Raw genomic sequence first — 23,304 nt, 5'->3', positions numbered from 1 at the left:
TCACGACGCCTCCTTCTCGGCGATCGCGCGGGTGACCGCGTCGGCCAGCCGCTCGACGGTGTTGAGCTCGTCGAAGAGCCCGGCTGCGGAGATCTCGACGCCGAAGGTGTCCTTGATGCCGCGCAGCAGGGTGACCGCGGAGACCGACTCGCCGCCTGCGGTGAAGAAGTCCTCGTCGAGACCGCCGAGCGTGCCGCGTTCGAGGGCGTACGCCCAGAGGCCGGCCATCGCCGCCTCCACCGGCGTCTGCGGGAGTGCCACCCGCGCCGCCGGGGTGGCGGTGACGGCCGGCGGGGCTTCGGCCGCGTCGGTGAACTCCCGTGCGAAGTCGGCCCGTACGAGCTTGCCGACGGCGTTCACGGCGAGCTCCTCGCGCACCATGATCCGGGCCGGCACCTTGAACGGCGCAAGCTGGGCCACACTGTGAGCGCGCAGCACCGGCTCGTCCGCCGAGCGGCCCTCGTGCAGGACCACGAGCGCCACCACCTTCTCGGTGAAGACCTCGTCGGGAACACCGAAGGCCACGGCCTGGCGCACCGCGGGGTGCCGCAGCAGGGCCTCCTCGACCTCGTACGGGGAGACCTTCTCGCCGCCCCGGTTGATCATCTCCTTGACCCGGCCGGTCACCTGGACCGAGCCGTCCACGGCGATCCGGCCGAGGTCGCCGGTGCGCAGCCAGCCGCCGGTGAACGCCGCCTCGCCGTCCTCGGGATTGACATAGCGCTCGATCACATTGCTTCCGCTGACCACCAGTTCACCGCTGCTGCCCGGCTCGGTGCGGACCGTGCCGTCGCTGTCGAGCACGCCGACCCGCGATCCGGTGGGGACCATCCCGATCGCCCGCGGCGAGCCGTCCGGCAGCAGGGTGGAGGCGATCTGATGTGCCTCGGACATCCCGTAGGTCTCCAGAATCGGTACGCCGTACGCGACTTCGAGCTCCTCGCGGAGTGCGGACGGCAGCGTCGCCGCACCCGAGCGGGCGAATCGCAGGCTGGTGCAGTCGGCCGGCTCCTCGCGCAGCCGGTCCAGCAGCAGCCGGTGGATGGTCGGGCTGGCGGAGAACCAGGTCGCCCGGGTGTCCTCCAGCGAGCGCAGGGTCTGCTTGGCGTCGAACGCGGGGAGCAGCACGACGCTCGACCCGGCCACCAGCGAGGCGACCACCGAGCCGACCAGGCCCTGGATGTGGAACATCGGCATGACGTTGAGGCAGCGGTCGGCGCGGTCCAGGCCGAAGGCGCGCACCGATGCCGTGGCGCCCGCCATCAGGTGGCTCATCGCCAGCGGCACGAGCTTGCCGGCCGAGGTGGTGCCCGAGGTGCGCAGCAGCAGCGACTCGTCGGCCACCGGCTGGGTCACCACCCGGGCCGGGTCCAGTTCGCCTCCCTGGAAGAGGAGTTCGAGGGGGTCGCCGAACAGGTGCGGAACCGCCTCGATGACGGCGGTCTGCCGCCGCTCGGCGGCGCGCAGGAGCTTGGCTGAGCTCGTCCCGAAGGTGATCACCGCCGACGGCTGGAGCAGGTCCAACGCGTGCTCGAACTCGTCCTGGGCCAGCAGCGGGTTGACCGGGCAGCACACCGCCGTACTGATGACCGCGAGTTGGAGGATCACGCCGTCCATGTCATTGGGAGCGCAGACCACCACGCGGTCCTGCCGTGTCACGCCGAGATCGATCAGCCGGGCCACGGTCGTGCGGACCAGTGCGTCGAGCCGGCTGTAACTCAGGCTCTGGCCTTCGGGGGTGAGCAGGGCGGGCGCCTGCGGCATGGTCGCGGTGCGCTCGGCGAGCAGGTCCAGCAGCTGGGTGCGGTTCATCGGGAGGCCTCCTGGTAGGCGAGCTGCAACTCGGGGACAGTGCCGACGCGGGACTCCACCCAGGCGTCGGAGTAGATCGTTTCGGCGTACCGGTCGCCGCCGTCCGGCAGTACCAGGACGCAGACGGCGCCGGCTTCGAGCTGCCCGCGCAGCTGGGCGAGGGCTGCGACCACCGCGCCCGAGGAGCGCCCGGCGAGCAGGCCCTCGCGGCCGAGCAGGCGCCGGCAGCCGGCCACCACGTCCAGCTCGTCGACGGCCACCACCAGGTCCGCGGGGCTGAGCCCGAAGCTCGCCGGGTGCGGGGCCGCCGGGTCGTCGGCCACCGCGACCACCGTGGTGGCCAGCCGGTTCACCCGGATGTGCGCGATCACGTTGCGCAGTGCGACGGCGCTGCTGGTGGGGCAGAACACGTAGTGCGGCTCGGTCGTCAGCCCTTCGCGGATCTCGCGCATCAGCACCCCTTCGGGGCTTGTCCAACGGCCCCGCGGCGGCCGGTAGGCGCCTGGCAGGGTGGCCGCCAACGCGTCTGCCAGCCTGCTGAGTTGCGCCTGGTCGTGGGCGGCGTGGACCAGCTCGACCCGGGCCCCGAAGGCCTTCAGCATGGCCCGGTGCCAGGCCGTCGCGGTGTCGGCCTCGACCACCAGGTGCAGGTCGATCCCGTAGTAGCGGCAGGTCTGGGCGAGTGAGATGGCGAGGTTGCCGGAGTCCGCCTCCAACACCACCGGCTGGCCGGGGACGATCTCACCGGATCGGATCGGTGCCACCAGCAGGTCCAGTGCGGTGCGGTCCTCGATGCTGCCGGTCGGGTTGAAGCGTTCAAGCTTGGCGTGGACCTCCAGGTCGCCGGAGGGTTCGAGAGCGGTGAGGCGGACCAGGGGGGTCTGGCCGACGGTGGCCAGGATGCCGTGCCGTACGGGGTTCTTCATGGGGACTCCTTAAAGGGAACTGGTCAGCTCGTCGGCGACCAGGCTCAACAGTGCGTCGGCCTTGGACGCCATCCCGGCGCCGCTGCGGCAGGACAGGCCGATCTCCACCCAGCCGGGCAGCTGATACATCGTCAGAAACGTCGGTGCGTAAGGGATGTACATCGGAAGTGAGTAGACGGTGCGGGCCTCGAAGCCGGCGCCGCCGAGCGCGGCGAGGTCGGGCCGGCCGAGTTCGGAGATGATCCCCGAGGTCGGGTAGGTCGCCCGCTGCTCGCCGGCCGAGAGCGCCTGGTTGAGGCCCGGCGCCAGACCGGCGAACGAGGAGAGCCGGGTGTCACCGGCGTTCGGGCCCCGGGAGTCCAGCTCCTTGCCCTCCATCATGGCCTGCACCAGCTTGCCCTGGATCCTGCGCCAGGCGGCGTCGACCGGAACGTCGAGCAGGATGGGCAGCGTGAGGTTGGCGGTGGAGAGCACGGCCGGGTCGTGGCGGCGCAGGTTGATCGGCACCATGTACTGCGCCGCGGCGCCGGAGGCCCGGGTGATCGCGACGGCGGCCTTGGCGACCAGGCCCGCGTGGATGCCGGGGACGGTGCGCCGGCGCCAGATCCAGGCCGCGCCGGTGGCCTCGTCCCGCGACGTGCCGTGATCGGGCAGGGCGTCGAGCGCCGAGGGCCAGTCGCCCGTCGACTTCGGGGCGGCGGCGGCGCCGTCGTTCTTGGCGAACCGTGCGACCAGGCTCTCGTCGGTGTCGGTGTCGGTGGCGCCGAGCACCGTCTCGCCGCGCAGGGCACGGAAGACCTCGGTGATCCAGGTCATCACGCCCTTGCCGTCCATGACGGCGTGGAAGGCCCGGAAGACCACGGTGGGCCGCTCACCGGTGATCAGCAGCACCTCGCAGTTGGGGCCGCGGGCCACATCGAAGGGGCGCTTGAGCGGCTCGCTGTCGTAGCTGTCGAAGTCGATCAGGGCGCCGTCCACGACGGTGACCGGCGGGGCCTGCCCGCTGTCCACCCAGTTCGATCCGCGGCGGACCACCCGGGCACCGGGGCAGGCCGCCGAGGCGGTGGCGACCGCGCGGGCCAGCTGGTCGGGGTCGATGGTGCCGGCGCCCTCCACGAAGACCTGGATGGCCATCGGCGGGGCCAGCAGCGCCCCCATCAGGTAGCTGCGCTCGGTGAGCGAGATCCGGCGGCTGTAGGGGGCGTTGGCAGTGCGCGAGCGGAGCTGGACGGGACTCATACGAGACTCCCTTCGGTGAGTCGGGGGCGTAGGGCGCGGTAGCTGGTGAGCGGGCCCGGGTCCGCCTCCCACTGGAGGGCGAGCGGTGCCCGGGCGGCGAGGGCGAGGTAGATGCCCCCCGGGGCGGCCGGGCTGCTGTGCAGCCACCAGCCGTCCCCGGTGGGCCGCCAACCCGGCTGCCATGGCGGCAGGGTCACGTGAGTGGGGCGGATGCCGGCGATCCCCTGGGCCTTCAGCAGGGCCTCGGTCTCGGCCCAGTGGCGCATGGTGACCTGCTCGACCGGCTGGTCGAGCACCCGGGCCAGCCAGCCGATCGCGGCCGGCCTCGGGCGCTGGTCCTGGATGTCGACGCCGATCCAGACTCCGCGGGTCAGACCCGCCAGGGCGAACTCGCCGACGTGCGAGACGGATCCCCGCCAGTCGCCGTCCTGCCGGTTGCCGTCCGGCCAGTGCCACCGTCGGTCGGTGCCCCGGACGGGCGGGGTGGTGAGGCCGGCCACCCGCCGGGCCGCGTCCAGCAGCAGAGCCCGCCCCGAGGGGCTGGACCTGCGGCCGAACACGTCCCGGGGGAGGCGAAGGGTGGCGCTGGGGTACAGGTGGAGCGTGCTCATCGGACGAACCGGAAGCGGGGCAGGGCCAGGGCGAACATCCCGACCGCGACGGCCAGCAGGATCCCGGCGCCGGGGAGGATCGCGGTCATCGACTCGCCGCGGACCAGAACGTCCTGGTAGGCGTTGAGGGCGATGCCCTGCGGGATGAAGTGGGTGATGTGCTGCATGAACTGGGGCATGAACACCCCCGGCACCATGCACCCGCCGAGCGCCGCGAGGACCAGCACCGCTGCCGTCCCCATGCCCATCACCTGCGACTCGCTGCGGGCGACCGAGGCCAGCAGCAGCCCGAGGGCGACCGCGCAGGAGGCCAGCGCCAGGCTGATCGGCAGCAGCGCCAGCGGATGGGCGCCCAGGCTCATCCCGAAGACGAACCTGCCGAAGCTGAGCAGGATGCCCACCTGGACCACCGCGACCAGGAGGTACGGGGCGACCTTGCCGAGCAGCAGTTGCCAGCGCGGCATCGGTGCGGAGAGCAGCCGGCGGAAGGTGCCCTCCCGTCGTTCGACCATGATCGAGCCGGCCATGATGGTGACGATGAAGAAGACGTACATCACCGTGTAGCCGGGCACTTCCTGCTGGTAGACCGAGGGGTACTTCTTCGCCCCCTCGCCGTTCGGGAAGCTGACGGTCGAGTCCACCTGGTGGGTGGTGCTGTCCAGCGCGGCCACCTGGGCCTGGATCGCGGCCTTGACGCCCGGATCGGACTGGGCGTCACCCAGCTTGGTCAGCGCGAGGGTGGTGCCCTCCTGCGAGGTGACCGTGACGATCAGGCTGCTGATCGCCGACTCCACCGGGTCGACGACCTGCCGGGAGGAGGACGGGTCGACCACGAAGTCGACCTTCGGGGCGCCGCCGCCCGCCACCTGCTGCTGGAAGCCGGCCGGCAGGACCACGGTGAAGGCGTCGGTCTGGCTGTGCACCCGGCTCTGGGCCTGGGCCGCGCTGAGCGGTACGCCGCCCAGCGCACTGGTGACCTGGAGCTCGCCGCTGCTGGAGAGCGCCTTGACCACCCCCTGGGCGGCCGCGCTGTGGTCCTCGTCGACGATCGAGATGGAGAGCTTGCCCGGGGAACCCAGACTGTGGAACGAGTTCCCCAGGGCGAAGCTCATCACGGTCATGAAGAGCACCGGTGAGATGAACAGGGTGATCAGTGAGGCACGGTCCCTGAGCAGGACCAGTATCTCCTTGCGGACCATCGCGAGCATCAGGCACCGTCCCGAATCTGTCGACCGGTCAGGTCGAGGAAGAGTGACTCCAGGTCGGGGCGGCCGAGCCGGATGCCGCCCAGTCCCAGGCCGTGCTCACAGGCCAGGTCGGAGACCTTGCGCAGCGTGGCCGGCATGTCCTTCACGCGGACCCGGAGGGTGGGCGTGTTGTCGCCCGAGGTGGTCACGGTGGTCTCGCCGTGCGCGGTGAAGGCGACCGCGAGGGTCTCGATGCCCTTCTTCAGCAGGCCGGCCTCGACGGCGTTGAGCGACCATTCGAGCAGGCCCTCACCCAGCGGCTCCAGCAGCTCCTGCTGGGTGCCCTCGGCGAGCACCCGGCCGCCGTCCACGATCACGATCCGGTCGCAGAGCTGCTCGACCTCCGGCATGTAGTGGCTGGTGTAGACCACCGACATGCCGAACTCGGCGCGCAGCTTCAGCACGGTCTCGAAGATCTGGTTGCGGCTCTGCGCGTCCACGCCGACCGTGGGCTCGTCCAGGAAGAGCAGCTGCGGCTGGTGCAGCAGCGCCGCCGCGATGTTCACCCGGCGCTGCATGCCGCCGGAGTAGGAGGAGACCTTGTCGCCGGCCCGGTCGGTCAGACCGGCCACCTCCAGCGCCCAGTTGATCCGCTCCTCGCGGACCTTGCGGCCCAGCTTGTACGCGCCGGCGAAGAAGGCCAGGTTCTGCCGGGCCGTCAGGCTCGGGTAGAGGGCGATCTCCTGCGGGACGACGCCGATCAGCGCCTTGGCCCGCATCGGGTCGGCTGCGAACTCGACCCCGTTGACCAGGATCGAACCCGCGTCGGGGGCCAGTGCCCCGGTCAGCATCGCGATGGTGGTCGACTTCCCGGCCCCGTTGGGGCCGAGGAAGCCGAGGATCTCGCCCTTGCCGACGTACAGCGAGACCCCGTCCACCACGGCCCGGTCGCCGAACTTCTTGACCAGGCCGTCTGCGGTCAGCACGTCCTCGGCCTCGATCTCGGTCTCCGCCGCGGGCGCCGTCTCGACGTCCCGCGGTGCCACCAGATTCGTCGTCACGACTCCCACCTCGAGACCACCAGCGACAGGTAGCTGCCGCCGTAGGCGAAGCTGGAGACCAGCGCGTGGTCCACGGGCCCGGGCCGGCCGCCCTGCGGCACCAGGCCGGGGAGCTCGTCGGGGGCCACGTCCACACCCCAGGTGCCGGGCAGGAAGCCGTCCTGGATCGACTGGAGGGCGGCGAGCAGGGCCAGTCCGGGGGCCGATCCGTAGGTCTCGCCGAAGATCGACTTGGTGGCGGTGACCGGACGCCGGTCCAGTCCGCTGCCGCGCAGGGCCGCGATCTCGGTGTTGTCGACCACCTCCCGGCCCATCGCCGCCGCAGCGACCAGACCGATGTCGTCGGGGGTCAGCCCGGCGGTGCGGACGGCCTCGGTCATCGAGCGGCCCCAGGCACTGCCGTCCTGCCTCAGGCCCGAGATGCCGCTGTCGTCGCCGGTGAGGCCGAAGCCGGCCACCTTGGCGAGCACCGTGGCCTCGTTCTCCTTGGCGCTCTTCGCGGACTCCAGGACCACCGCGACCGCGCCGGCCGCGAGCACCGTACCGCCGCCGCCGTACGGGTGGACGCCCTTGTCGCTGAGGAAGCCGGGGATCTTGACGTGCCCCGCGAGCAGGGCGTCCGGGCACTCGTCCGCGACCACCACGACGATCCGCTCGGAGGCGCCGCGGGAGATCAGCCGGTAGGCGTAGTGCAGGGCGCTCAGCGCGCTGGCGCCACCCGCGCAGACCGTCGCGGTGATGCCCTTGAAGCGGTGCAGGATCGCCACGTGCCCGGCGGCGGCGTTGACCACCGTGTTCGGGAAGAACTTCGGGTTGGCGCCGGACGGGCCGCCCGCCAGGACGATCCCCTCGTTGAAGTCCTTGACCGGGGTGATCGGGGCCAGACCGGTGGCGAAGATCAGACCGGTCTGCTCGGCCTGCTGCCGGCTCGGCTTGCCGTACACGCGGTGCAGCTCGTTGACCGCGGCCGCGGCGAGCCGGCTGGTCGGGTCCATCTTGCGCAGCACGGCCGGGTTGATGCCGGCGGCTATCGCCTTGTAGTCGATGGTGCCGGCCGGGCGGCTGCCGTAGCCCTCCACCTCGACCTGCTCGCGGTAGGCGGGTTCGCCGCTGGCCAGGGTCTCCAGCAGCTCGGCGTGGCTGTGGGCCGAGCCGGCGATACCCGCGATGCCGGTGATCACGACGTCCCGGCCGACGGCCGCCGCGACGGCTGCCGGGGGCGGCGTGTCGGTCATCGCGGCGTTGCGGATCACCAGGGCGGCGTTGTTCCCGCCGAAGGCGAAGGAGTTGGAGACCACCACGTCGATCGCCTCGTGGCGGGCCTTCTCCGGCACGATGTCCAGGCTGCTCGGTGCCGCCAGGCCACCGGTGTTCGCGGTGGGCGGCAGGATGCCGTCCCGCACGGCCATCGCGCAGACCACGGCCTCCACCGCGCCGGCCGCGCCCAGGGTGTGACCGATCATCGACTTGGTGGAGCTGACCGGCGGGGGCGTCTTGAAGAGCGTCCGGATCGCCTTGGGCTCGATCTTGTCGTTGGTCGGGGTGCCGGTGCCGTGGCCGTTGATGTAGTCGACCTGGTCGACGGTGTGTCCGGCGCTGCGCAGGGCGGCGGCCATCGCACGGGAGGCGCCGTCGCCGCCCGGGTCGGGTGCGGTGAGGTGGTAGGCGTCGGCCGACAGGCCGTACCCGGCCACCTCGGCGATCGCCGGGACGCCGCGCCGGGCGGCCGCGTCCGCGTTCTCCAGGAGGAGGAAGCCGGCGCCCTCACCGAGGTTGAGGCCGGCCGAGCGGGTGTAGGGGGAGCAGGCGTCCGAGTCGAGGGCGCCGAGCGAGTGGAATCCGTTGAAGGAGAGCCCGGCCAGCGGGTCGACCCCGCCGACCAGGACGACATCCGCCTCGCCGCTCCAGAGCAGCTCGGAGGCGTAGCCGATGGCCACGGCGCCGGCGGCGCAGGCGTTGGAGAGGGTCGAGCGCGGTCCGGTCAGCTGGAGCTTCTCGGCGACCAGGTCGGCGACGCTGTGCAGGGCGTAGCCCATCAGCAGCCGGCCGTCGGCCTTGCGCAGTCCCTGCTTGATCCACTGCTCGTGGAACTGCTCGGCGCTGCGGCTGGTGCCGAGGCTGCTGCCGATGACCACGGCCACCCGCGCGGGGTCGTAGCCGGCCTCGGCGAGCCGTCCGTGCTCGATGGCCTCGGTGGCCGCCTTGACGGCGAGGGTGAAGCAGCGGTCCACGCCCGGCTCGTCGACGATCGCCGACTGGCCGCCCTTACTGGTGATCAGGCCCGTGGTGTCGACCACGCTGACCTCGCCGACGCCGCTGCGGCCTGCCTTGATGGCGGTCCAGCACTCGTCCGCGGTGGTGCCGACGGCTGAGATCATGCCCAGCCCGGTGATGACGATGCGCATGGTGATCAGGCTCCGATTCGCTCGGTCCAGGACTGCGGGACGACCACCGGGGAGGAGACCGTGGTCAGGGTGACGGCGCTGCCGTCCGCGGCGGTGGTGTGCAGCTCCAGGCCGGGGACGTCGAACGGCTTGGCCAGCAGGCCGAGGGCCAGCTCGCCGGCGTCCGGGGCGCTCGGGAAGACCACCCGCACCTCGCCGACCTGCACGTCACCCGCGAGGATGGCCGCGCCGGCGGCGGGCAGCTGTCCGGCCTCTGCGCGCAGCGTGATCAGGCCGCGCTCCGGAGCGGACGACGCAGCCAGCGCGGCACTGCCGCGGAACTCGTCCTCGCGGCCCCAGCTGACCAGCCACTCCAGGTTGGCCTCGCGGACCGTCAGGCCGGCCGCCTGCTCGCTGACCTGCGGGTGGCGCACCTCGGCGCGGGCCCGGGCCAGAGCCTGGTCCTCCACCGTGCCGCCGCCCAGCTCCTCGGCGTGCTTCAGGACGCTGCCGAACGGGTCGGCGGAGGTGGGGGCGAGCAGCAGGTAGCCGTACTCGCCGGTGGTGCCGATGCGGGTGAGCACGCCGGACTCGCCGCTGTCGCCGGGCAGGTCGACCGCGGTGACGCCGTGCAGGACCAGGCTGGAGATCTCGAAGTCGACCAGGTTCTCGGCGATCTTCCAGGCCTTGGGACCCTCGAAGGCGACGGCGGTCTGCTCGCCGGAGGCGTCCACCACCTGGACGTCGTCCAGGTCCGCGGCGGCCTCGCGGACCAGGTCCGCCAGGTCGGTGCGGGACTGCGAGATCAGCCAGCTGGTGCTGTCGAGCTCGATGTGGATGACGGCGTCCCAGATGCCGCCCTGCTCGTCCAGGATCAGGGTGTCGCGGGCGGTGTCGGGCTCGACGTACTCGCTGTCCTTGGCCAGCACCCGGCCGAGGACGACGCTGCGCTCCAGCCCGGAGATGGCGACCAGGCTGGCCCCTGGGGTGTACACGGCGACGGTGGAGCGGATGTGCGCGTACTGCTGGGCGATACTGGTCATGACGTGAATCTCCTTGTGTACAGGGCTGATTGGTTTGGGTTGCTGGGCCGTTCGGTCAGCTGACCGCTCAACGGCTGAGTGCTTCGGCTCCGGTGCGGAGCCGCTGTTCGGCGGCCGAGGCGTCGGCCAGGACGGTGAGCTGCCAGCCGGCGGTGCCGGGCAGGCCGTGCGGGTGGCGGGTGGCCAGGGCCAGCAGTGGCCCGGCCGGGGTGGTGCGCAGCAGGATCTCGGCGCCGCCGTGCTCCTGAGCGGGCCCCTGTGGTACGACGGCCAGCCAGCGGCCGTCGGGCAGCCGGACGGCCACCCGGTCGGTCCAGCGCTGCCAGGCGCCGGGCTTGCTGAGGTGCCAGACCTCGCCGGGCCCGCCGGGAACCAGGAACTCGGCGGACTTCGGGCTGGCCGGGGTCAGCCAGACGACGAGTTCGCCGTCCTTCGGCCCGATCGGAGCCTGCACCGAGACCGTGATCCCCTGCTCCGCGGCCTCGATCGACCAGGAGAGTTCCGGGGAGTCGAGGGTGCCGGTCGCCGGGTCGAAGAGCCAGGGCGTCGGATCACCCGTGCTGCCCCAGCCCAGACCTCGGTTCTCGTCCTCGCGGACGCCGTGGCCGCTCACCCAGAGCCCGCCCCGCCAGGACGGATTGCGGGCGAACGCACGGGACTTGGGGAACGGGGTGGCCAGCACCGGCTTGCCCGCCGACTGCCAGGAGGCCAGTGCGCCGGCCGTGGCGTCGACCAGCAGCGTGTCGCTGCCGGTGGTCAGCCGGTGGACCGGGCGCCGGGCCACCTCGCGTTCGTCCCAACTGCCCAGCACCGGTTGGGCGGTGAGCGGTTCGGTTGTCGTGTCAGCGGGTCGCAGGGCGATGCCGGTGACCGCCGCCGGGCGGATGCCCGGGACGACCTGATCGGGACCGTCCGCCTGGCTCAGCTCGATCCGGTAGGCGTAGTCGGCCGGGTGGTCGAGGTTGAGCACGGAGTCGGTGACCAGGCCCGCCGAGGCGCCTTCCGGCCATCGCAGCCGGGTCGCCAGGCCGGTCCGGGCGTCCCACCAGGCCACCGGGTGGCCGGGTGCCAGTCGGGTACGGGCTGCGCCGAACTCGGTCGCGTCGATCGGAGCGAGTCCGCGGCCGGCCGGGAGGTAGCCCGATCCGTCCAGCAGCAGGGCGGCCCGCAGGCCGTTGACCAGGACGGTCCGCAGACCCTCGGCCGGTGTCGGGCCGCCCGTCCACCAGGTGCGCTGGTGGAGGGTGGCGTCGATCAGCCGGCTCTCCCGGTGCAGGGTGCCGTGCGGGTGCCGCTCGCTGACCAGCCACCCGTCGGGCAGGCCTTGTACGGTCAGTTCGCGCGGCAGTGCGTGGCGCCATCCGGTGAGGTAGCCGGGTCCGAAGACCGGCCAGGTCTCCTGGAGCACCGGTCCGATCTGGTCGTCGTGGAACACCCTGATGGCGCCGTCGAGATGACGGACCGTCAGGCGGAGGTTCCGCTCGCGATACTCGAACACCGGCTCCGGTGCAGTGACCGGCTTGGCCGGCAGGTCGGGGTCGGGTCCGAAGTCCGGACCGACCGCGGTGTGCAGGATCTCGCCGGTCTCCGGGTCCAGGATCGCCCTGAACGTCAGGTCGCCGACTGCCAGTGCGGTGCGCAGGACGGTGCGTCCCGAGATCTCCTCGGTCTCCTTTCCCAGTTCCTGGCCGGCGATGCCGTCGACCTGGTAGCGCCAGGCGGCCATGGTCCGCAGATCGGTGGGGACCAGGTGCTGGTGGTCGCGCCGCATCCGAGTGACGATCTTCGGCATGTAGCTGACCATCTCGATGTTGCCGTCCTCGCCGGCCTCGGCCGGTCCGCTGACGACGCAGCCCAGCTGCCGGTATAGCGGCAGGGCGAGCTGGTTGGCCGGGTTGACGGTGAGTCGGATCGCCTCGACGCCCTGCTCCCGCAGCGTGCGGAAGGCCTGGGAGAAGAGTCGTCCGGCCAGCGGTCCGCCGCGGGCGCGGGGGCTGAGGAAGAACATGTCCCCGACCACCTCGCCGTCGGGAACGGCCCGCCGGCCGGTGCTGCGGAACATCCCGATGGTGCCCAGGACCTCGCCGCCGTCTTCCACGACGAGGAACAGAACCGTTCCCCGTTCGGCGAGTTCCGTGCACACCATGGCCGCGTCCAGCTCCCGGTCCACCCAGTTGGGGGCGTCGGGGTACCGGTTGAAGAGTTCGGCGATCGCGGGCGCGTCGTCGTCCCTGAAGGGGCGGATCAGAAGGTCACTGGAGCCCATTACCGCCTCCGCTGCCCCGCTCGGTGACCGTCAGCGAGCCCTTGGCGACCAGCTCGTTGCCGACGCTGGCCTGCACGGTGACGGGGGTCAGGGTGCCGAACGCCTTGCCCAGTTCGGCCTTCAGGATCAACTGGTCGCCGGGGACGACGAGCCGGTTGAACTTCATCTGGCGGATCGCTCCCAGGTAGCCGACCCGGCCGGCGGTGTCCACCTCGTCGGAGTCGGCGACCTCCTCCTTCCACGCGGATGCGTAGACCACGGCGGTGAGTTGGGCCATCGCCTCGACGATCAGCACGCCGGGCATGATGGACTGGTCGGGGTAGTGGCCGGCGAAGTACGGCTCCGACACGGTGACGTTCTTGATGCCGTAGCCGGACTTGCCGGGGATGACGTCGTAGGCGCGGTCGACGAAGAGCATCGGCCAGCGGTGCGGCAGGAGGTCGCGGATCTGGTTGGCGTCGAAGGTCAGCTTGCGGCCGTCGGCGCCGATGAGGTCGTCGCTCATGCCAGGGCCTCCACACGCGGGATCTCGCCGAGGGCCGCGACCACGAAGTCGACCAGCTTGTTGACCGAGCCGAAGGCCGCGCGGTCGTCGTCGGAGATGGTGACGCTGAGGTGCTCCTCGAACATGACCACGATCTCCAGGGTGTCCAGCGAGTCCAGCTCCAGCCCGCGGCCGAAGAGCGGCTGGTCGTCACCGATCAGCTCGGCCTGGATCTCCAGGCCCAGGCTGTCCACCAGCAGGACCTTCACGCGCAGGTTCAGGGACGCGCGGGCCTGCGCCTGGTCGAGCAACTCGTCATAGGACTGCGACATTTCGATTTCTCCTTGGTGAGAATGAGTGGGGTGTGCGGTGTGCTGCTAGGTGGTCAGGCCGCCGTCGACGGTGAGCACCTTGCCGGTGATGTAGCTGGCGGCCGGGGAGGCGAGGAAGGTGACGGCAGAGGCCACCTCGTCGACGCTGCCGGTGCGCTTCATCGGGACCATGCCGACCAGCTGCTCGCGGGCCCGCGGCTCCATGCCGCGGAGCATGTCGGTCTCGGTGAAGCCGGGGGCGACCACGTTGACCCGGATCGAGCGGTCGGCCACCTCGCGGGCCAGACCCTTCGCGAGGGCGATCATGCCGCCCTTGCTGGCGGTGTAGTTGAGCTGGCCCGGCTGCCCGACGATGCCGCTGGTCGAGCCGATCATGACGATCGAGCCGCCGGCCCGGTGCATCTGCTTGACCGACTCGCGGCAGGTCAGGAAGGCGCCGGTGAGGTTGGTGGTGATGACCTTCTGCCACTTCTCCAGGCTCATCGTGGCGAGGAAGCCGTCCGCCGTGATGCCGCTGTTCACGACCACCACGTCGAGCTTCTTCCAGGTCGTGCGGATGGTCCGGAACATCTCCTTGACCTCGGCCTCGACGCCGACGTCGGCCTGCACGGTCAGGGCCTCGCGGCCCATCGCGCGGATCTCCTCGGCGACCTCCTTGGCGGCGCTCTCCTGGGTGGCGTAGTGCACCACCACGTCGCAGCCGGCCGCGGCCAGGGCCAGGGCGCAGCCCCGGCCGATCCCTCGGGAGGCGCCGGTGACCAGGGCCACCGTCCCCGGGGCGAATGCGGGTGTCGTCATTTGTCCTCTGCCTCCAGCCGGCGCACAAAGGCCTCCAGCGATACGGGTGTGTTCACGAGCGTGAGAGCGGGCTTGTCAGGGAAGTGCTTGGCCAGTCCGACCAGGGCCTGGGCCGGGCCGAGCGCCACCAGCGGCGCACCGTTCTCGCTGCCCAGTTCGGTCATCAGGTCCTGCCAGCGGACCGGAGCGCAGAGTGCGGCGGTCAGGTCCTTGGCGAGGTCGTCCGCGGCGGTGCTGAACGAGCCGGTGGCCACCAGGCCGACCGGTACCGTCGCGTCGGTGATCTCCGCCGCTCGGACGGCCTCGGCCCAGCGGTCGGCGACCGGCGCCATCAGGCGGCTGTGGAATGCGTGCGAGACGTCCAACAGCTTGGCTCGCGCCCCGAGTTCGGCGGCGAAGGCCCGTACGGTGGCGAGGTCGCCGGCGGCGACGAACTGCCGCGGGCTGTTGTCGGCCGCGACGTCCAGGCCGAACCGCTCGACGGCGACCAGCGCCTCCATGCGGTCGGCGCCGGTGGCGACGACGGCGCACATGCCGCCCTCACCGGGTGCACTGGCCATCAACTCGCCGCGCAGGCGGATGAGTTTGATGGCCTGATGGAACGACAGGCTGTTCGCGGCGACCAGTGCGGCTACCGCGCCGACACTGTGTCCGGCGGTCGCGGTGAGTTCGACTCCGCGCTCCTCCAGCACCCGCCAGGTTGCCACGGCGGCGGTGAGCAGGGCCGGTTGGGCGTTCTGGGTCTCGGCCAGGCGGGCCGGCGGCGCGTCCCAGCAGAGTTCGCGCAGGTCCAGGCCGAGGGCCTCGGAGGCCTCGTCGAAACAGGCGGCCGCCACCGGGTGGGCCAGTGCCAGCGCCTTGCCCATGCCGGGCGTCTGACTGCCCTGGCCGGGGAACAGGGCGCGGATCTTCTTTCCGGTACTCATCAGGAATATACCTCCCTCGGGGAAATGGCAGGATTGGGGATTTCTCTTGGAGCGATCAGAAGCCCACCGGGGTGGGAGTGATCGGGTCCTCCTTCCAGAGGTGGGAGATCTCGCCGAAGTTGTCGAGCACCCAGCCGTCGTTGTAGACCGTGTCGAGATAGCGGTCGCCGCCGTCGGGGAAGATCAGGACGCAGGTCGAACCCGCGGGGATTCGGTCGCGATAGGAGAGCAGGGCTGCGGTCACCGCGCCGGACGAACCGCCGGCCAGGATCGCCTCGTGCTGCACGAGCTTGCGGCAGCCGACCACGCTGTCCAGATCGGAGATGTGGAGGACCTCGTCGACCAGCGAGGTGTCGGTCAGCGGCGGCCGGATGCTCGCGCCGTGCCCGGGAAGCAGGCGGGGGGCGGGCTGCTGGCCGAAGATGACACTGCCGATCGCGTCCACCCCGATGATCCGGGTCTTCAGGCCGCGCTCACGGATGTACTCGGCACAGCCGCGCATCGTGCCGAAGGTGCCGACCGAGGCGAACAGGTAGTCGATCCGGCCGTCCAGCGCGAGGTCGATCTCCCGCATGGTCCGGTGGTGGGCGCGGGGGTTGTTGGGATTGGCGTACTGATTGGGCCAGTACGCATGGGGGGTGGCGGCGATCAGCTCGCGGACCCGGCGCAGCCGGGCCGGCAGGTACTCGCCGGAGTCCGCGTCGGGATGGGCGACCACCTCGACCTCGGCCCGGTAGGCGTGCAGCAGTTCGAGGTTGCGGGCGGTGGTCTTGGCGTCCACCACGCAGATGAAGCGGAGCCCGAAGTACCGGCAGATCTGCGCGAGGCCGACGCCGAGGTTTCCGGAGCTGGACTCGATCACCACCGAGCGATCGGGGTCGAGCTCGCCGCTCTCGATCGCGCCGAGCAGCATGGAGAGGGCGGTGCGGTCCTTGATGCTGCCGCCCGGATTGAACCGCTCCATTTTTACCAGAACACGGGAGCGAAAATCCGGGGCGATGTGCTCAAGTTCGATCAGTGGTGTCCCCCCGATGATGCCCGGAAGTCCTTCCAAGGGTCTGCGTGCCATGAGTCCGAACCCTTCTTGTCGACTCGGCGTGTACTGGTGAGCGATTCGTTCTGAGGAGGACTATTCGGGTGGGCCCTATGCATCGTTCATGCGTGGCATATACGTGCTGATCGACAACGGTCCGGCTGCTCTTGGAGGCGGTCGGCGGGATCTCGTTTATCGGTCGAACAGAGCGCCCGTATAGGTGTCTGAGGGATGGTTGTAGAGACGGCTACTACGGAAGGCGGGAGACATGGAAACCGCGATGGACGAGTTGGACGCCTGGCAGGCCCGGGTGTCGGACGTGGGAGGGCGGGTGGTGCGCGAGGCGCTCTCCCACGGGACCGCGCAGGCGGGGCGCGCGGGCGCTCTGGTGGCGGCGGCGGAGGCCACCGCGCTCCTCGGACGCCGCTCCGCGCGCCTGCTCGCGGGGGAGGCGGCCGTGACGGCGGCGGTACTGAACGCGGTGCTGCCGCGTCTGCTGGGGGAGGCGCCTACGCCGGCGTCCGACCTGCTGGTGCAGCAGTTCCCGGTGCTCGTGCACGGGTTCGCGGGCGAGCTGGCGGATACGGCCGGCCTGTCCGCCGCCGTCCGACTGGACGCGGCGCTGCCGGCCGCCTCGGTCCGCCCGGCCCGCGGTGGGTGCAGCGTCGTCCAGGCCCTGCCGGCCACCGTCCGCAGGCTCCCCGAGCTCGATGCCCCGGCCGCCGTGCGGGTCGCGGCGAGTGCGGTGCTGGCGGCCGGTGACGAGCTGCACCGCCGGATGGCCGAAGTCCGCTCCGAGCGCGAGCCGGGCGCGGCGACCCTCGCGGAGGCGTACGGGACGCTCTACGCCGCCGCCGCCGCACTGCACCTGTGGGCCGAGCAGGCCGGCTTCGCCGAGGAGCCGCTCTGGCAGGACGCCGGCTGGCTGCACGCGGCCCTGGCCGAGCTGGCCGACCGGCTGACCGCCCTGCTGGGCCTGCCCGGGCCGGCGTCCGACGACATCGCCGAGGCCTACGGCAAGCTGCTGGCCACCGCTGCCGAGGCCCGCTCACCGCTCACCCCGTTCGGCTCGACGGCGGCAGTCGCCGAGCAGCCCGCAGCTGCCGAGGAGGACCGTGATGTCTGAGCACACCGTCGCCGTACCGCAGAACGCCCGCGAGATCGGGGACTGGCTGCTCGACCGGGTCGCCCACTACCTGAACCGCCCGGCCGCCGAGCTCGGGAGCACCGTCCCGCTGAGCCGCTACGGCCTGGAGTCGATGTACGCCTTCGCGCTCTGCGGCGACATCGAGGACCTGCTGGGGGTGTCCGTGCACCCGGCGGTGGTGTGGAACATCGAGACGGTGGACGGCATCGCCGCCCACCTGGCCGCGCTGCCGGGGCGTCGCCGTTGAGGGCGCTACGGAGTGTGGCCAAGGGGCGGGTGGCAGGCCGAGGAAACTCGGCCTGCCACCCGCCCCTTGGCTGCGTCCCGGCTCAGTGCACCAACTGGTGGGGCATCAGGGTCCTTACCTCGCCGCTGAGTACGGCCTCGTACGTGCGGGCGAGCAGCCGACCGGGCTCCACGCCGAGCTCGTCGGCCAGAATGCGCCGGCCGTCGAGGTACGTCGACAGCGCGTCGGCCTGGCGCTCGGAGCGGTAGAGGGCGGTCATCAGCAGCGCCCGGAAGCGCTCACGCATCGGGTACTGCGCCACCAGCCTGGTGAGCTCGGGGATCAGCTGCCGGTGCCGACCGAGAATCAACTCCGCCTCGATCCAGCCCTCCAGGACCTCCAGCCGCTCCTCCTCCAGCTGCGGCCGCTCGGCGTCGATCAGATGGTCGGTGGCGTCCACCAGCGCCTCTCCGCGCCAGAGGGCGAGCGCCGTGCGCAGCTGCTGGGCCGCCCGTTCGTACTCCTGGCCGCGCAGTGCCTGCAATCCGGCCTGCGATCGGTGCGTGAACTCGGTGTAGTCGCACGGAATCTGATCTGCCATCAAGCGGTACCCGGATCGGATTCTGACCAGTGGCACCTCGGCGCCGAGTCGTCGGCGGATCCGCGAGGCGTACGTGTGGATCTGTGCCCCGGCGGTGTTCGGCGGGTTGTCGTCCCAGAGCATCCGGCTCAGGTGCTCGTCGGACAGTGTCCGGCCGCCCGCCAGTACGAGGGCCGCGAAGGTGGTGCGCTGCTTGGTGCCGCTCAGGGCGTCTTCCTGGCCGTCGGTCCAGATGCGGACCGGCCCGAGGATCCGGAACTCCATGATGCCGCCTTCTCTCCTGTCACCGTCGTGGGCGCTGCCCCGACGCGGGTGGCCAACATGTCTGCGGGTCCGCTTCCGACCCGACGAGAGAGAGGCTATGAATCGCCTGCATCGACCGGATATTGACTCGATATCGGTCGCTGACCAGGCGTTATGCGCGCTGCGCGGCACCGGATCGGCAGCCGGCGCGGCCCGCCGCCCGGGGTGGACCGGACAGACCTTGGCCAGATTCGCCCGAACGGGCAGCGGCAAGGTGCAGTGGATTTTCACGGGATCCGGGTACTCTGGCCCTTCCACAGGGCCGACGGGGGCGGGAACCCAGCCGTCGTTGCCCTGTCGCAGCTGTGTGGACGCGCTTCGCCGGCTGCTCGGACGTGCATCAGGGGGAATGGGCGTCGGGATCCGGGGGGACTCTTGAACGGGCAGCTTGACTTCGGTGTGCTCGGCCCACTGTCGGTGACGGCAGGCGGTCGACGCATCACGGTGGGGGGCGCACGCCAGCGCACGATTCTCGCCACGTTGCTGCTCGCTCCTGGCCGGATCGTGTCGGTGGACGTCATGGTGGAGGCGGTCTGGCTCGGCGAGCCGCCGGCCACCGCCCGCACGCAGGTGGCGATCTGCATCGCCGCCCTTCGCAAGACCTTCAAGGCCGAGGGCTTCGGCGACGACCTGATCAGCACGGCCCATCCCGGGTACCAGCTCAACACGGCCGGTCACCGGGTCGACCTGCTGGAGTTCGCCGATCTGGTGTCCGGGGCCGAGCGCTCAGCGGCCGAGGGGCGCACCGCCGAGGCGGCGGAGAGCTACGAGCGGGCGTTGAAGCTCTGGCGCGGCCCGGTGCTGTCCGGGGTCACCGGACGGCTGGTCGAGGACGAGGCCGAGCGGCTGGAGGAGCTGCGCCTGGTCACCCATGACGAGGCGATCGCGCTGCAACTGGCGCTCGGCAACCACCAGGAGCTGATCGGCCAGCTGGTCCCGCTGGTCCGCGAGCATCCGCTGCGCGAGCGCACCCGCCACTCGCTGATGCTGGCTCAGTACCGGGCCGGCCGGCGGGCCGAGGCGATGGAGACGTTCCGCGAGGGGCGTCGGCTGCTCATCGACGAGCTGGGTATCGAACCGGGGCCGGCCCTGCAGGAGTTGCACGACGCGATCCTTCAGGACGATCCGGCGCTCACCCTGGCGGTGCCGACCGCGCCGGAGACCGGTGTCCAGCCGGTCCAGCAGCCCGAGCCGCGCGAGTTCCGGGTGACCCCCTCGGACCTGCCGCCCAACATCCCGGCGTTCACCGGGCGGGCTGCCGAGCTGGAGGCGCTGGACGCCCTGCTCGGCGACCGTTCGGAGAACCAGCCGCCCGCGATCGGCTTCGTCACCGGGGTGGCCGGCGTCGGCAAGACCGGCCTGGCGGTGTACTGGGCACACCGGGTGGCCAGCCAGTTCCCGGACGGCCGGCTCTTCGTCGACCTGTGCGGTCACGACGAGGTGAACGAACCGACCGCCACAGCCGACGTACTGAGCCGTTTCCTGCGCTCGCTCGGGGTGCCCAGCGAGCAGATCCCGGGCGATCTCGCGGACCGGGTCTCGCTCTACCGCAGCATGCTCGCCGACCGCCGGCTGCTGGTGGTGCTCGACAACGTCCGCTCGATCGCCCAGATCACGCCGTTGCTGCCCAGCAACGGACAGTGCTGTGTGGTGGTCACCGGCCGGGAACCGATGGAGCAGCTGATGCTCCGCTACGGCGCGATCCGGGTCCAACTGAGCGTGCTGTCGCCCCCGGAGGCGATCGAGCTGCTGGCCAGGATCGTCCACCCGGAGCGGATCGCCGCCGACCCCGAGCACTCCGCCCAGCTGAGCGAGCTCTGCGACCGGCTGCCGCTGGCGCTGCGGATCGCCGCCGCGCGACTGGCGTCCAAGTCGCACTGGACGGTCCGCCACCTGGTCGCCCGACTGGCCGACGAGCGGCGCAGGCTGGACGAGTTGAGCCAGGGCGAGTCCCAGGTCCGGGCCGGCTTCGCGCTCAGCTACCGCTACCTGCCCGCGGACGCGGCCGAGATCTACCGCAGGCTGGCGTTGCTGCCCGTCCCCGACTTCACCGTGTGGGTGGGTGCCGCGCTGCTGGACTGCGATGTGTTCGAGTCCGAGCGGCTGCTGGAACACCTGGTGGACGTGCAGTTGCTGGAGGCGGTCGGCACCGACGCCACCGGGCAGCTGCGTTATCGCTTCCAGAACCTGCTGCGGCTCTTCGCCCGCGAGCGCGCCAGGGAGGAGGAGAGCGCCGAGGAGCTGGACCGGGCCAGGGACCGGGCCTTCAGCGCCTGGCTGACCATCGCCGAGCAGGCCCACCAGCGCGAGGTCGGCGGCGACTACTCGATCATCCACGGCAGTACGCCGCGTTTCCCGGTGGACCCGGTCCTGCTGGACGAGCTGATCGCCTCGCCGCTCGACTGGTACGAGGCCGAGCGGCTCTCGCTGATCGCCGTGGTCGAGCAGGCCGCCCGGCTGGGCCTGGACGAACTGGCCTGGGATCTCACCGGGTCGTCGCTGGTGCTCTTCGACATCCGCAACTACCTGGAGGACTGGCAGCTCTGCTGCGAGCGGGCGCTGGCGGCGACCCGGGCGGCCGGGAACCTGCGCGGAGCGGCGTTCATGCTCACCGAGCTGGGCGGCGCCAGGATGCGCGCGGTGCGGCTGGCGGAGGCCGGCGACTACCTGCGGTCGGCGCTGGAGCTCTTCGAGCAGGTCGGCGAGGAGCACGGCCGGGCGCTGACGCTGCGACATATCGCGTTGACGGACCGGTTCCGCGGTGATCTGGAGGTCTCCGGCGAGCGGCTGCGCGAGGCTGCGGAGATCTTCCGCCGGGTGGGTGATGCCTCCTCCGAGGCGCACGCGCTCGGCTATCTGGCGCAGAACGCGCTCGATCTCGACGACGCCGCCGAGGCGGTCCGGCTCGGCCTGGAGTCGGTCCGGGTCGCGCGGGGGACCGGCGAGACCCGCTGCGCGGCTCAGTCGCTCTACCGGCTGGCCCGCGGCTACGTGATCCAGGGGGAGCTGAGCCGAGCCGAGGAGGCGTTCCTGGAGGTGGAGCGCATCGTCAAGGTCAAGGGTGACCTGATGGGCGCCGCCTACGCGCTGCTCGGTCTCGGGCAGAGCCGGGCCGGGCTGGGCCGGCTCGGCGAGGCCGAGGCCGACCTGCTGGCCTCGCTGGATATCGTCCGGCGGATCGACAGCCCGCTGACCGAGGGCCGGGTGCAGCTCGCGCTCGGCCAGCTCCAGCGGGACCGGTCGCGTACCGCCGAGGCACGCGGTCACTTCGAGCAGGCCAGCGAACTCTTCGCCCGGGTCGACTCGCCCCCTTCGCGGCTCCAGGCCGAGGCCGCGCTGGCCGAGCTGGACGCCCTGGCCGACGGCTCCGATGTCCTGGCGATATAGCGCCGCCAGGCGTTACGCATAGTTCTTCTCACTACGTTTCAGGTCCAGAAGTCACTCGGAAAGTCACGTCTCGTCCGACCAGCCTCTTACCAGCAGCGGAGTACCTCATGTCGCAAAAAATACCGGTCCCCCCGTTCGCAGTGATATCCGGCGCTCAGGTCCACTCGGTGCTGGACGGGCGGCAGAAGGAGGTGGTCGGGATCGTCGAGCAGGCGTACCGCATCCACGGCGCGGGGGAGACGGTGAACCCGCCGTCGTACTTCCTGCGCTTTCCCGACCGGCCGAACTCGCGGATCATCGCGCTGCCCGCCTCGATCGGCGGCGAGGTACGGGTCGACGGTATGAAGTGGATCTCCAGCTTCCCGGACAACGTGGCAGCGGGCATCCCGCGCGCCTCCGCCGTGCTGATCCTCAACGACCACGAGACCGGCTATCCGCTGGCCTGCCTGGAGAGTTCCATCATCAGCGCGGCCCGGACGGCGGCCTCCGCGGCCCTGGCGGCGGCCCGGTTGGCGGACGCCCGCCCCGGCGGCGGTCGGCCGCGCCGGATCGGCTTCATCGGCGTCGGTCTCATCGCCCGCTACCTGCACAGCTATCTCGCCGGTACGGGCTGGGAGTTCGACTCCGCCGGGGTGTACGACCTCTCGGCCGAGCACGCCGCCGGATTCGCCGGCTACCTCGAGCAGGCCCCCGGCACCGGGAAGATCACCGTCCACGACAGTGCCGAGGAGCTGATCCGCTCCAGCGACCTGGTGGTCTTCGCCACCATCGCCGGTGCGCCGCACGTCCACGAGCCCGCGTGGTTCTCGCACAACCCGCTGGTGCTGCACGTCTCGCTGCGCGACCTCGCACCCGAGGTGGTGCTCGGCGCGACCAACATCGTCGACGACGTGGAGCACTGCCTGAAGGCCGACACCTCACTGCACCTCGCCGAACAGCTGGTCGGCAACCGGGACTTCGTCGACGGCACGCTCTACGACGTGCTCACCGGCCAGGTGGAACTGCCGGCGGACCGTCCGGTGGTGTTCTCGCCGTTCGGCCTCGGGGTGCTGGACCTGGCGGTCGGCAAGCACATCTACGACGTGGTGAGCGAAGCCGGCGAGCTGGTGGTCGTCGAGGACTTCTTCCACGAGCTGCGCCGGTATGGCTGAGGGATATAACCGCAGGTCAGAGGCGAAAAGGAGACGATAAGGAATCGAAGTCGCAGCTTTCTACTGTCTTCCATGTCAGCAGGAAACGCCCGGTACTTCGACTGGAAATGGGTTGAGATGCGCCTCTCTGGTAGCACGTTCAAGCAGCAGATCGTCCTCGCCGTGCTCGTCGCCCTCACCGCGATCCTCGGCGTGACGGCCGGCCAGGACATGCTCGCCGCTCCCGCCCAGCACGCCGCGGTCACCGTCCTCGCGGACGCCCCCACCGCCGCCGACGGGACCCCGATCGTCGCCCCGGGCACAGTGCTGTGCGGGGTCAGAAGTCGCGGACTCCGTGTCCGGCGAGGTAGCCGATCGGGTCGATGACGTCCCCGTAGCTGTTGCTGG

The 23,304-nt window shown here is 71.2% G+C and carries 20 protein-coding genes; 5 read left to right on the top strand and 15 right to left on the bottom strand.

The features are described 5' to 3' along the window. From P3T37_RS23500 to sbnA, 14 genes are all read right to left on the bottom strand, one after another. Nucleotides 1–1,812, bottom strand: a complete 1,812-nt coding sequence (locus P3T37_RS23500; RefSeq protein ID WP_280725788.1) for a non-ribosomal peptide synthetase — start codon at nucleotides 1,810–1,812, stop codon at nucleotides 1–3. Continuing rightward, nucleotides 1,809–2,738 (bottom strand): pyridoxal-phosphate dependent enzyme, encoded by a 930-nt coding sequence (locus tag P3T37_RS23495; RefSeq protein ID WP_280725786.1) that lies wholly within the window; start codon nucleotides 2,736–2,738, stop codon nucleotides 1,809–1,811. Before P3T37_RS23495 ends, P3T37_RS23500 begins: the two co-directional genes overlap by 4 nt. Before the next feature lie 9 nt (nucleotides 2,739–2,747). Further along, nucleotides 2,748–3,977: a hypothetical protein gene (locus tag P3T37_RS23490; protein WP_280725785.1), complete on the bottom strand. Its 1,230-nt coding sequence runs from the start codon at nucleotides 3,975–3,977 to the stop codon at nucleotides 2,748–2,750. Further along, complete coding sequence (locus P3T37_RS23485) at nucleotides 3,974–4,588, bottom strand: hypothetical protein (RefSeq protein ID WP_280725784.1); 615 nt, start codon at nucleotides 4,586–4,588, stop codon at nucleotides 3,974–3,976. The genes P3T37_RS23490 and P3T37_RS23485 overlap by 4 nt, the downstream gene beginning before the upstream one ends. Then, complete coding sequence (locus tag P3T37_RS23480) at nucleotides 4,585–5,796, bottom strand: ABC transporter permease (protein ID WP_280725783.1); 1,212 nt, start codon at nucleotides 5,794–5,796, stop codon at nucleotides 4,585–4,587. The genes P3T37_RS23485 and P3T37_RS23480 overlap by 4 nt, the downstream gene beginning before the upstream one ends. Continuing rightward, complete coding sequence (locus P3T37_RS23475) at nucleotides 5,796–6,836, bottom strand: ABC transporter ATP-binding protein (protein ID WP_280725782.1); 1,041 nt, start codon at nucleotides 6,834–6,836, stop codon at nucleotides 5,796–5,798. Before P3T37_RS23475 ends, P3T37_RS23480 begins: the two co-directional genes overlap by 1 nt. Beyond that, on the bottom strand, nucleotides 6,833–9,241 hold the full coding sequence (locus P3T37_RS23470; protein WP_280725781.1) for a beta-ketoacyl-[acyl-carrier-protein] synthase family protein: 2,409 nt from the start codon (nucleotides 9,239–9,241) through the stop codon (nucleotides 6,833–6,835). Before P3T37_RS23470 ends, P3T37_RS23475 begins: the two co-directional genes overlap by 4 nt. A gap of 5 nt (nucleotides 9,242–9,246) precedes the next feature. Beyond that, entirely contained in the window at nucleotides 9,247–10,263 is a 1,017-nt protein-coding gene (locus tag P3T37_RS23465; RefSeq protein WP_280725780.1) for an aminomethyl transferase family protein, read from the bottom strand. A 67-nt stretch (nucleotides 10,264–10,330) separates the two neighbouring features. After that, nucleotides 10,331–12,529 (bottom strand): GNAT family N-acetyltransferase, encoded by a 2,199-nt coding sequence (locus P3T37_RS23460; protein WP_280725779.1) that lies wholly within the window; start codon nucleotides 12,527–12,529, stop codon nucleotides 10,331–10,333. Next, complete coding sequence (fabZ, locus tag P3T37_RS23455; RefSeq protein ID WP_280725778.1) at nucleotides 12,516–13,034, bottom strand: 3-hydroxyacyl-ACP dehydratase FabZ; 519 nt, start codon at nucleotides 13,032–13,034, stop codon at nucleotides 12,516–12,518. Before fabZ ends, P3T37_RS23460 begins: the two co-directional genes overlap by 14 nt. Continuing rightward, on the bottom strand, nucleotides 13,031–13,345 hold the full coding sequence (locus P3T37_RS23450) for an acyl carrier protein (protein ID WP_280725777.1): 315 nt from the start codon (nucleotides 13,343–13,345) through the stop codon (nucleotides 13,031–13,033). The genes fabZ and P3T37_RS23450 overlap by 4 nt, the downstream gene beginning before the upstream one ends. 45 nt (nucleotides 13,346–13,390) lie before the next feature. Next, nucleotides 13,391–14,143 (bottom strand): 3-oxoacyl-ACP reductase family protein, encoded by a 753-nt coding sequence (locus tag P3T37_RS23445; RefSeq protein ID WP_280725776.1) that lies wholly within the window; start codon nucleotides 14,141–14,143, stop codon nucleotides 13,391–13,393. Beyond that, entirely contained in the window at nucleotides 14,140–15,069 is a 930-nt protein-coding gene (locus P3T37_RS23440; protein WP_280725775.1) for an ACP S-malonyltransferase, read from the bottom strand. Before P3T37_RS23440 ends, P3T37_RS23445 begins: the two co-directional genes overlap by 4 nt. A 55-nt stretch (nucleotides 15,070–15,124) precedes the next feature. Further along, a complete protein-coding gene (sbnA, locus tag P3T37_RS23435) occupies nucleotides 15,125–16,138 on the bottom strand; it encodes a 2,3-diaminopropionate biosynthesis protein SbnA (RefSeq protein WP_280725774.1) in 1,014 nt (337 codons plus the stop codon). Between the two features lie 232 nt (nucleotides 16,139–16,370). Between sbnA and P3T37_RS23430 the strand changes: the two genes are divergently transcribed. Continuing rightward, a complete protein-coding gene (locus P3T37_RS23430) occupies nucleotides 16,371–17,228 on the top strand; it encodes a hypothetical protein (RefSeq protein WP_280725773.1) in 858 nt (285 codons plus the stop codon). Beyond that, on the top strand, nucleotides 17,221–17,496 hold the full coding sequence (locus P3T37_RS23425; protein ID WP_280725772.1) for an acyl carrier protein: 276 nt from the start codon (nucleotides 17,221–17,223) through the stop codon (nucleotides 17,494–17,496). Before P3T37_RS23430 ends, P3T37_RS23425 begins: the two co-directional genes overlap by 8 nt. Nucleotides 17,497–17,578: 82 nt before the next feature. Here P3T37_RS23425 and P3T37_RS23420 read toward each other — a convergent pair whose 3' ends face one another. After that, a complete protein-coding gene (locus P3T37_RS23420) occupies nucleotides 17,579–18,340 on the bottom strand; it encodes an AfsR/SARP family transcriptional regulator (protein ID WP_280725771.1) in 762 nt (253 codons plus the stop codon). 438 nt (nucleotides 18,341–18,778) lie between these two features. On the opposite strand from P3T37_RS23420, the gene P3T37_RS23415 reads away from it, so the two are divergent. The 3 genes from P3T37_RS23415 to P3T37_RS23405 all read left to right on the top strand — a co-directional run bounded on the left by P3T37_RS23415 (nucleotide 18,779) and on the right by P3T37_RS23405 (nucleotide 23,283). Beyond that, nucleotides 18,779–21,766: an AfsR/SARP family transcriptional regulator gene (locus P3T37_RS23415; protein ID WP_280725928.1), complete on the top strand. Its 2,988-nt coding sequence runs from the start codon at nucleotides 18,779–18,781 to the stop codon at nucleotides 21,764–21,766. Nucleotides 21,767–21,873: 107 nt separating this feature from the next. Next, entirely contained in the window at nucleotides 21,874–22,917 is a 1,044-nt protein-coding gene (gene sbnB / locus P3T37_RS23410; RefSeq protein ID WP_280725770.1) for a 2,3-diaminopropionate biosynthesis protein SbnB, read from the top strand. A gap of 72 nt (nucleotides 22,918–22,989) precedes the next feature. Next, nucleotides 22,990–23,283: a hypothetical protein gene (locus tag P3T37_RS23405; RefSeq protein ID WP_280725769.1), complete on the top strand. Its 294-nt coding sequence runs from the start codon at nucleotides 22,990–22,992 to the stop codon at nucleotides 23,281–23,283. Nucleotides 23,284–23,304: the final 21 nt, after the last annotated feature.

Source organism: Kitasatospora sp. MAA4, from assembly GCF_029893355.1.
In the GTDB taxonomy this organism is placed as follows: Bacteria; Actinomycetota; Actinomycetes; order Streptomycetales; family Streptomycetaceae; genus Kitasatospora.
This window is presented reverse-complemented; position numbering and strand designations above follow the sequence as displayed.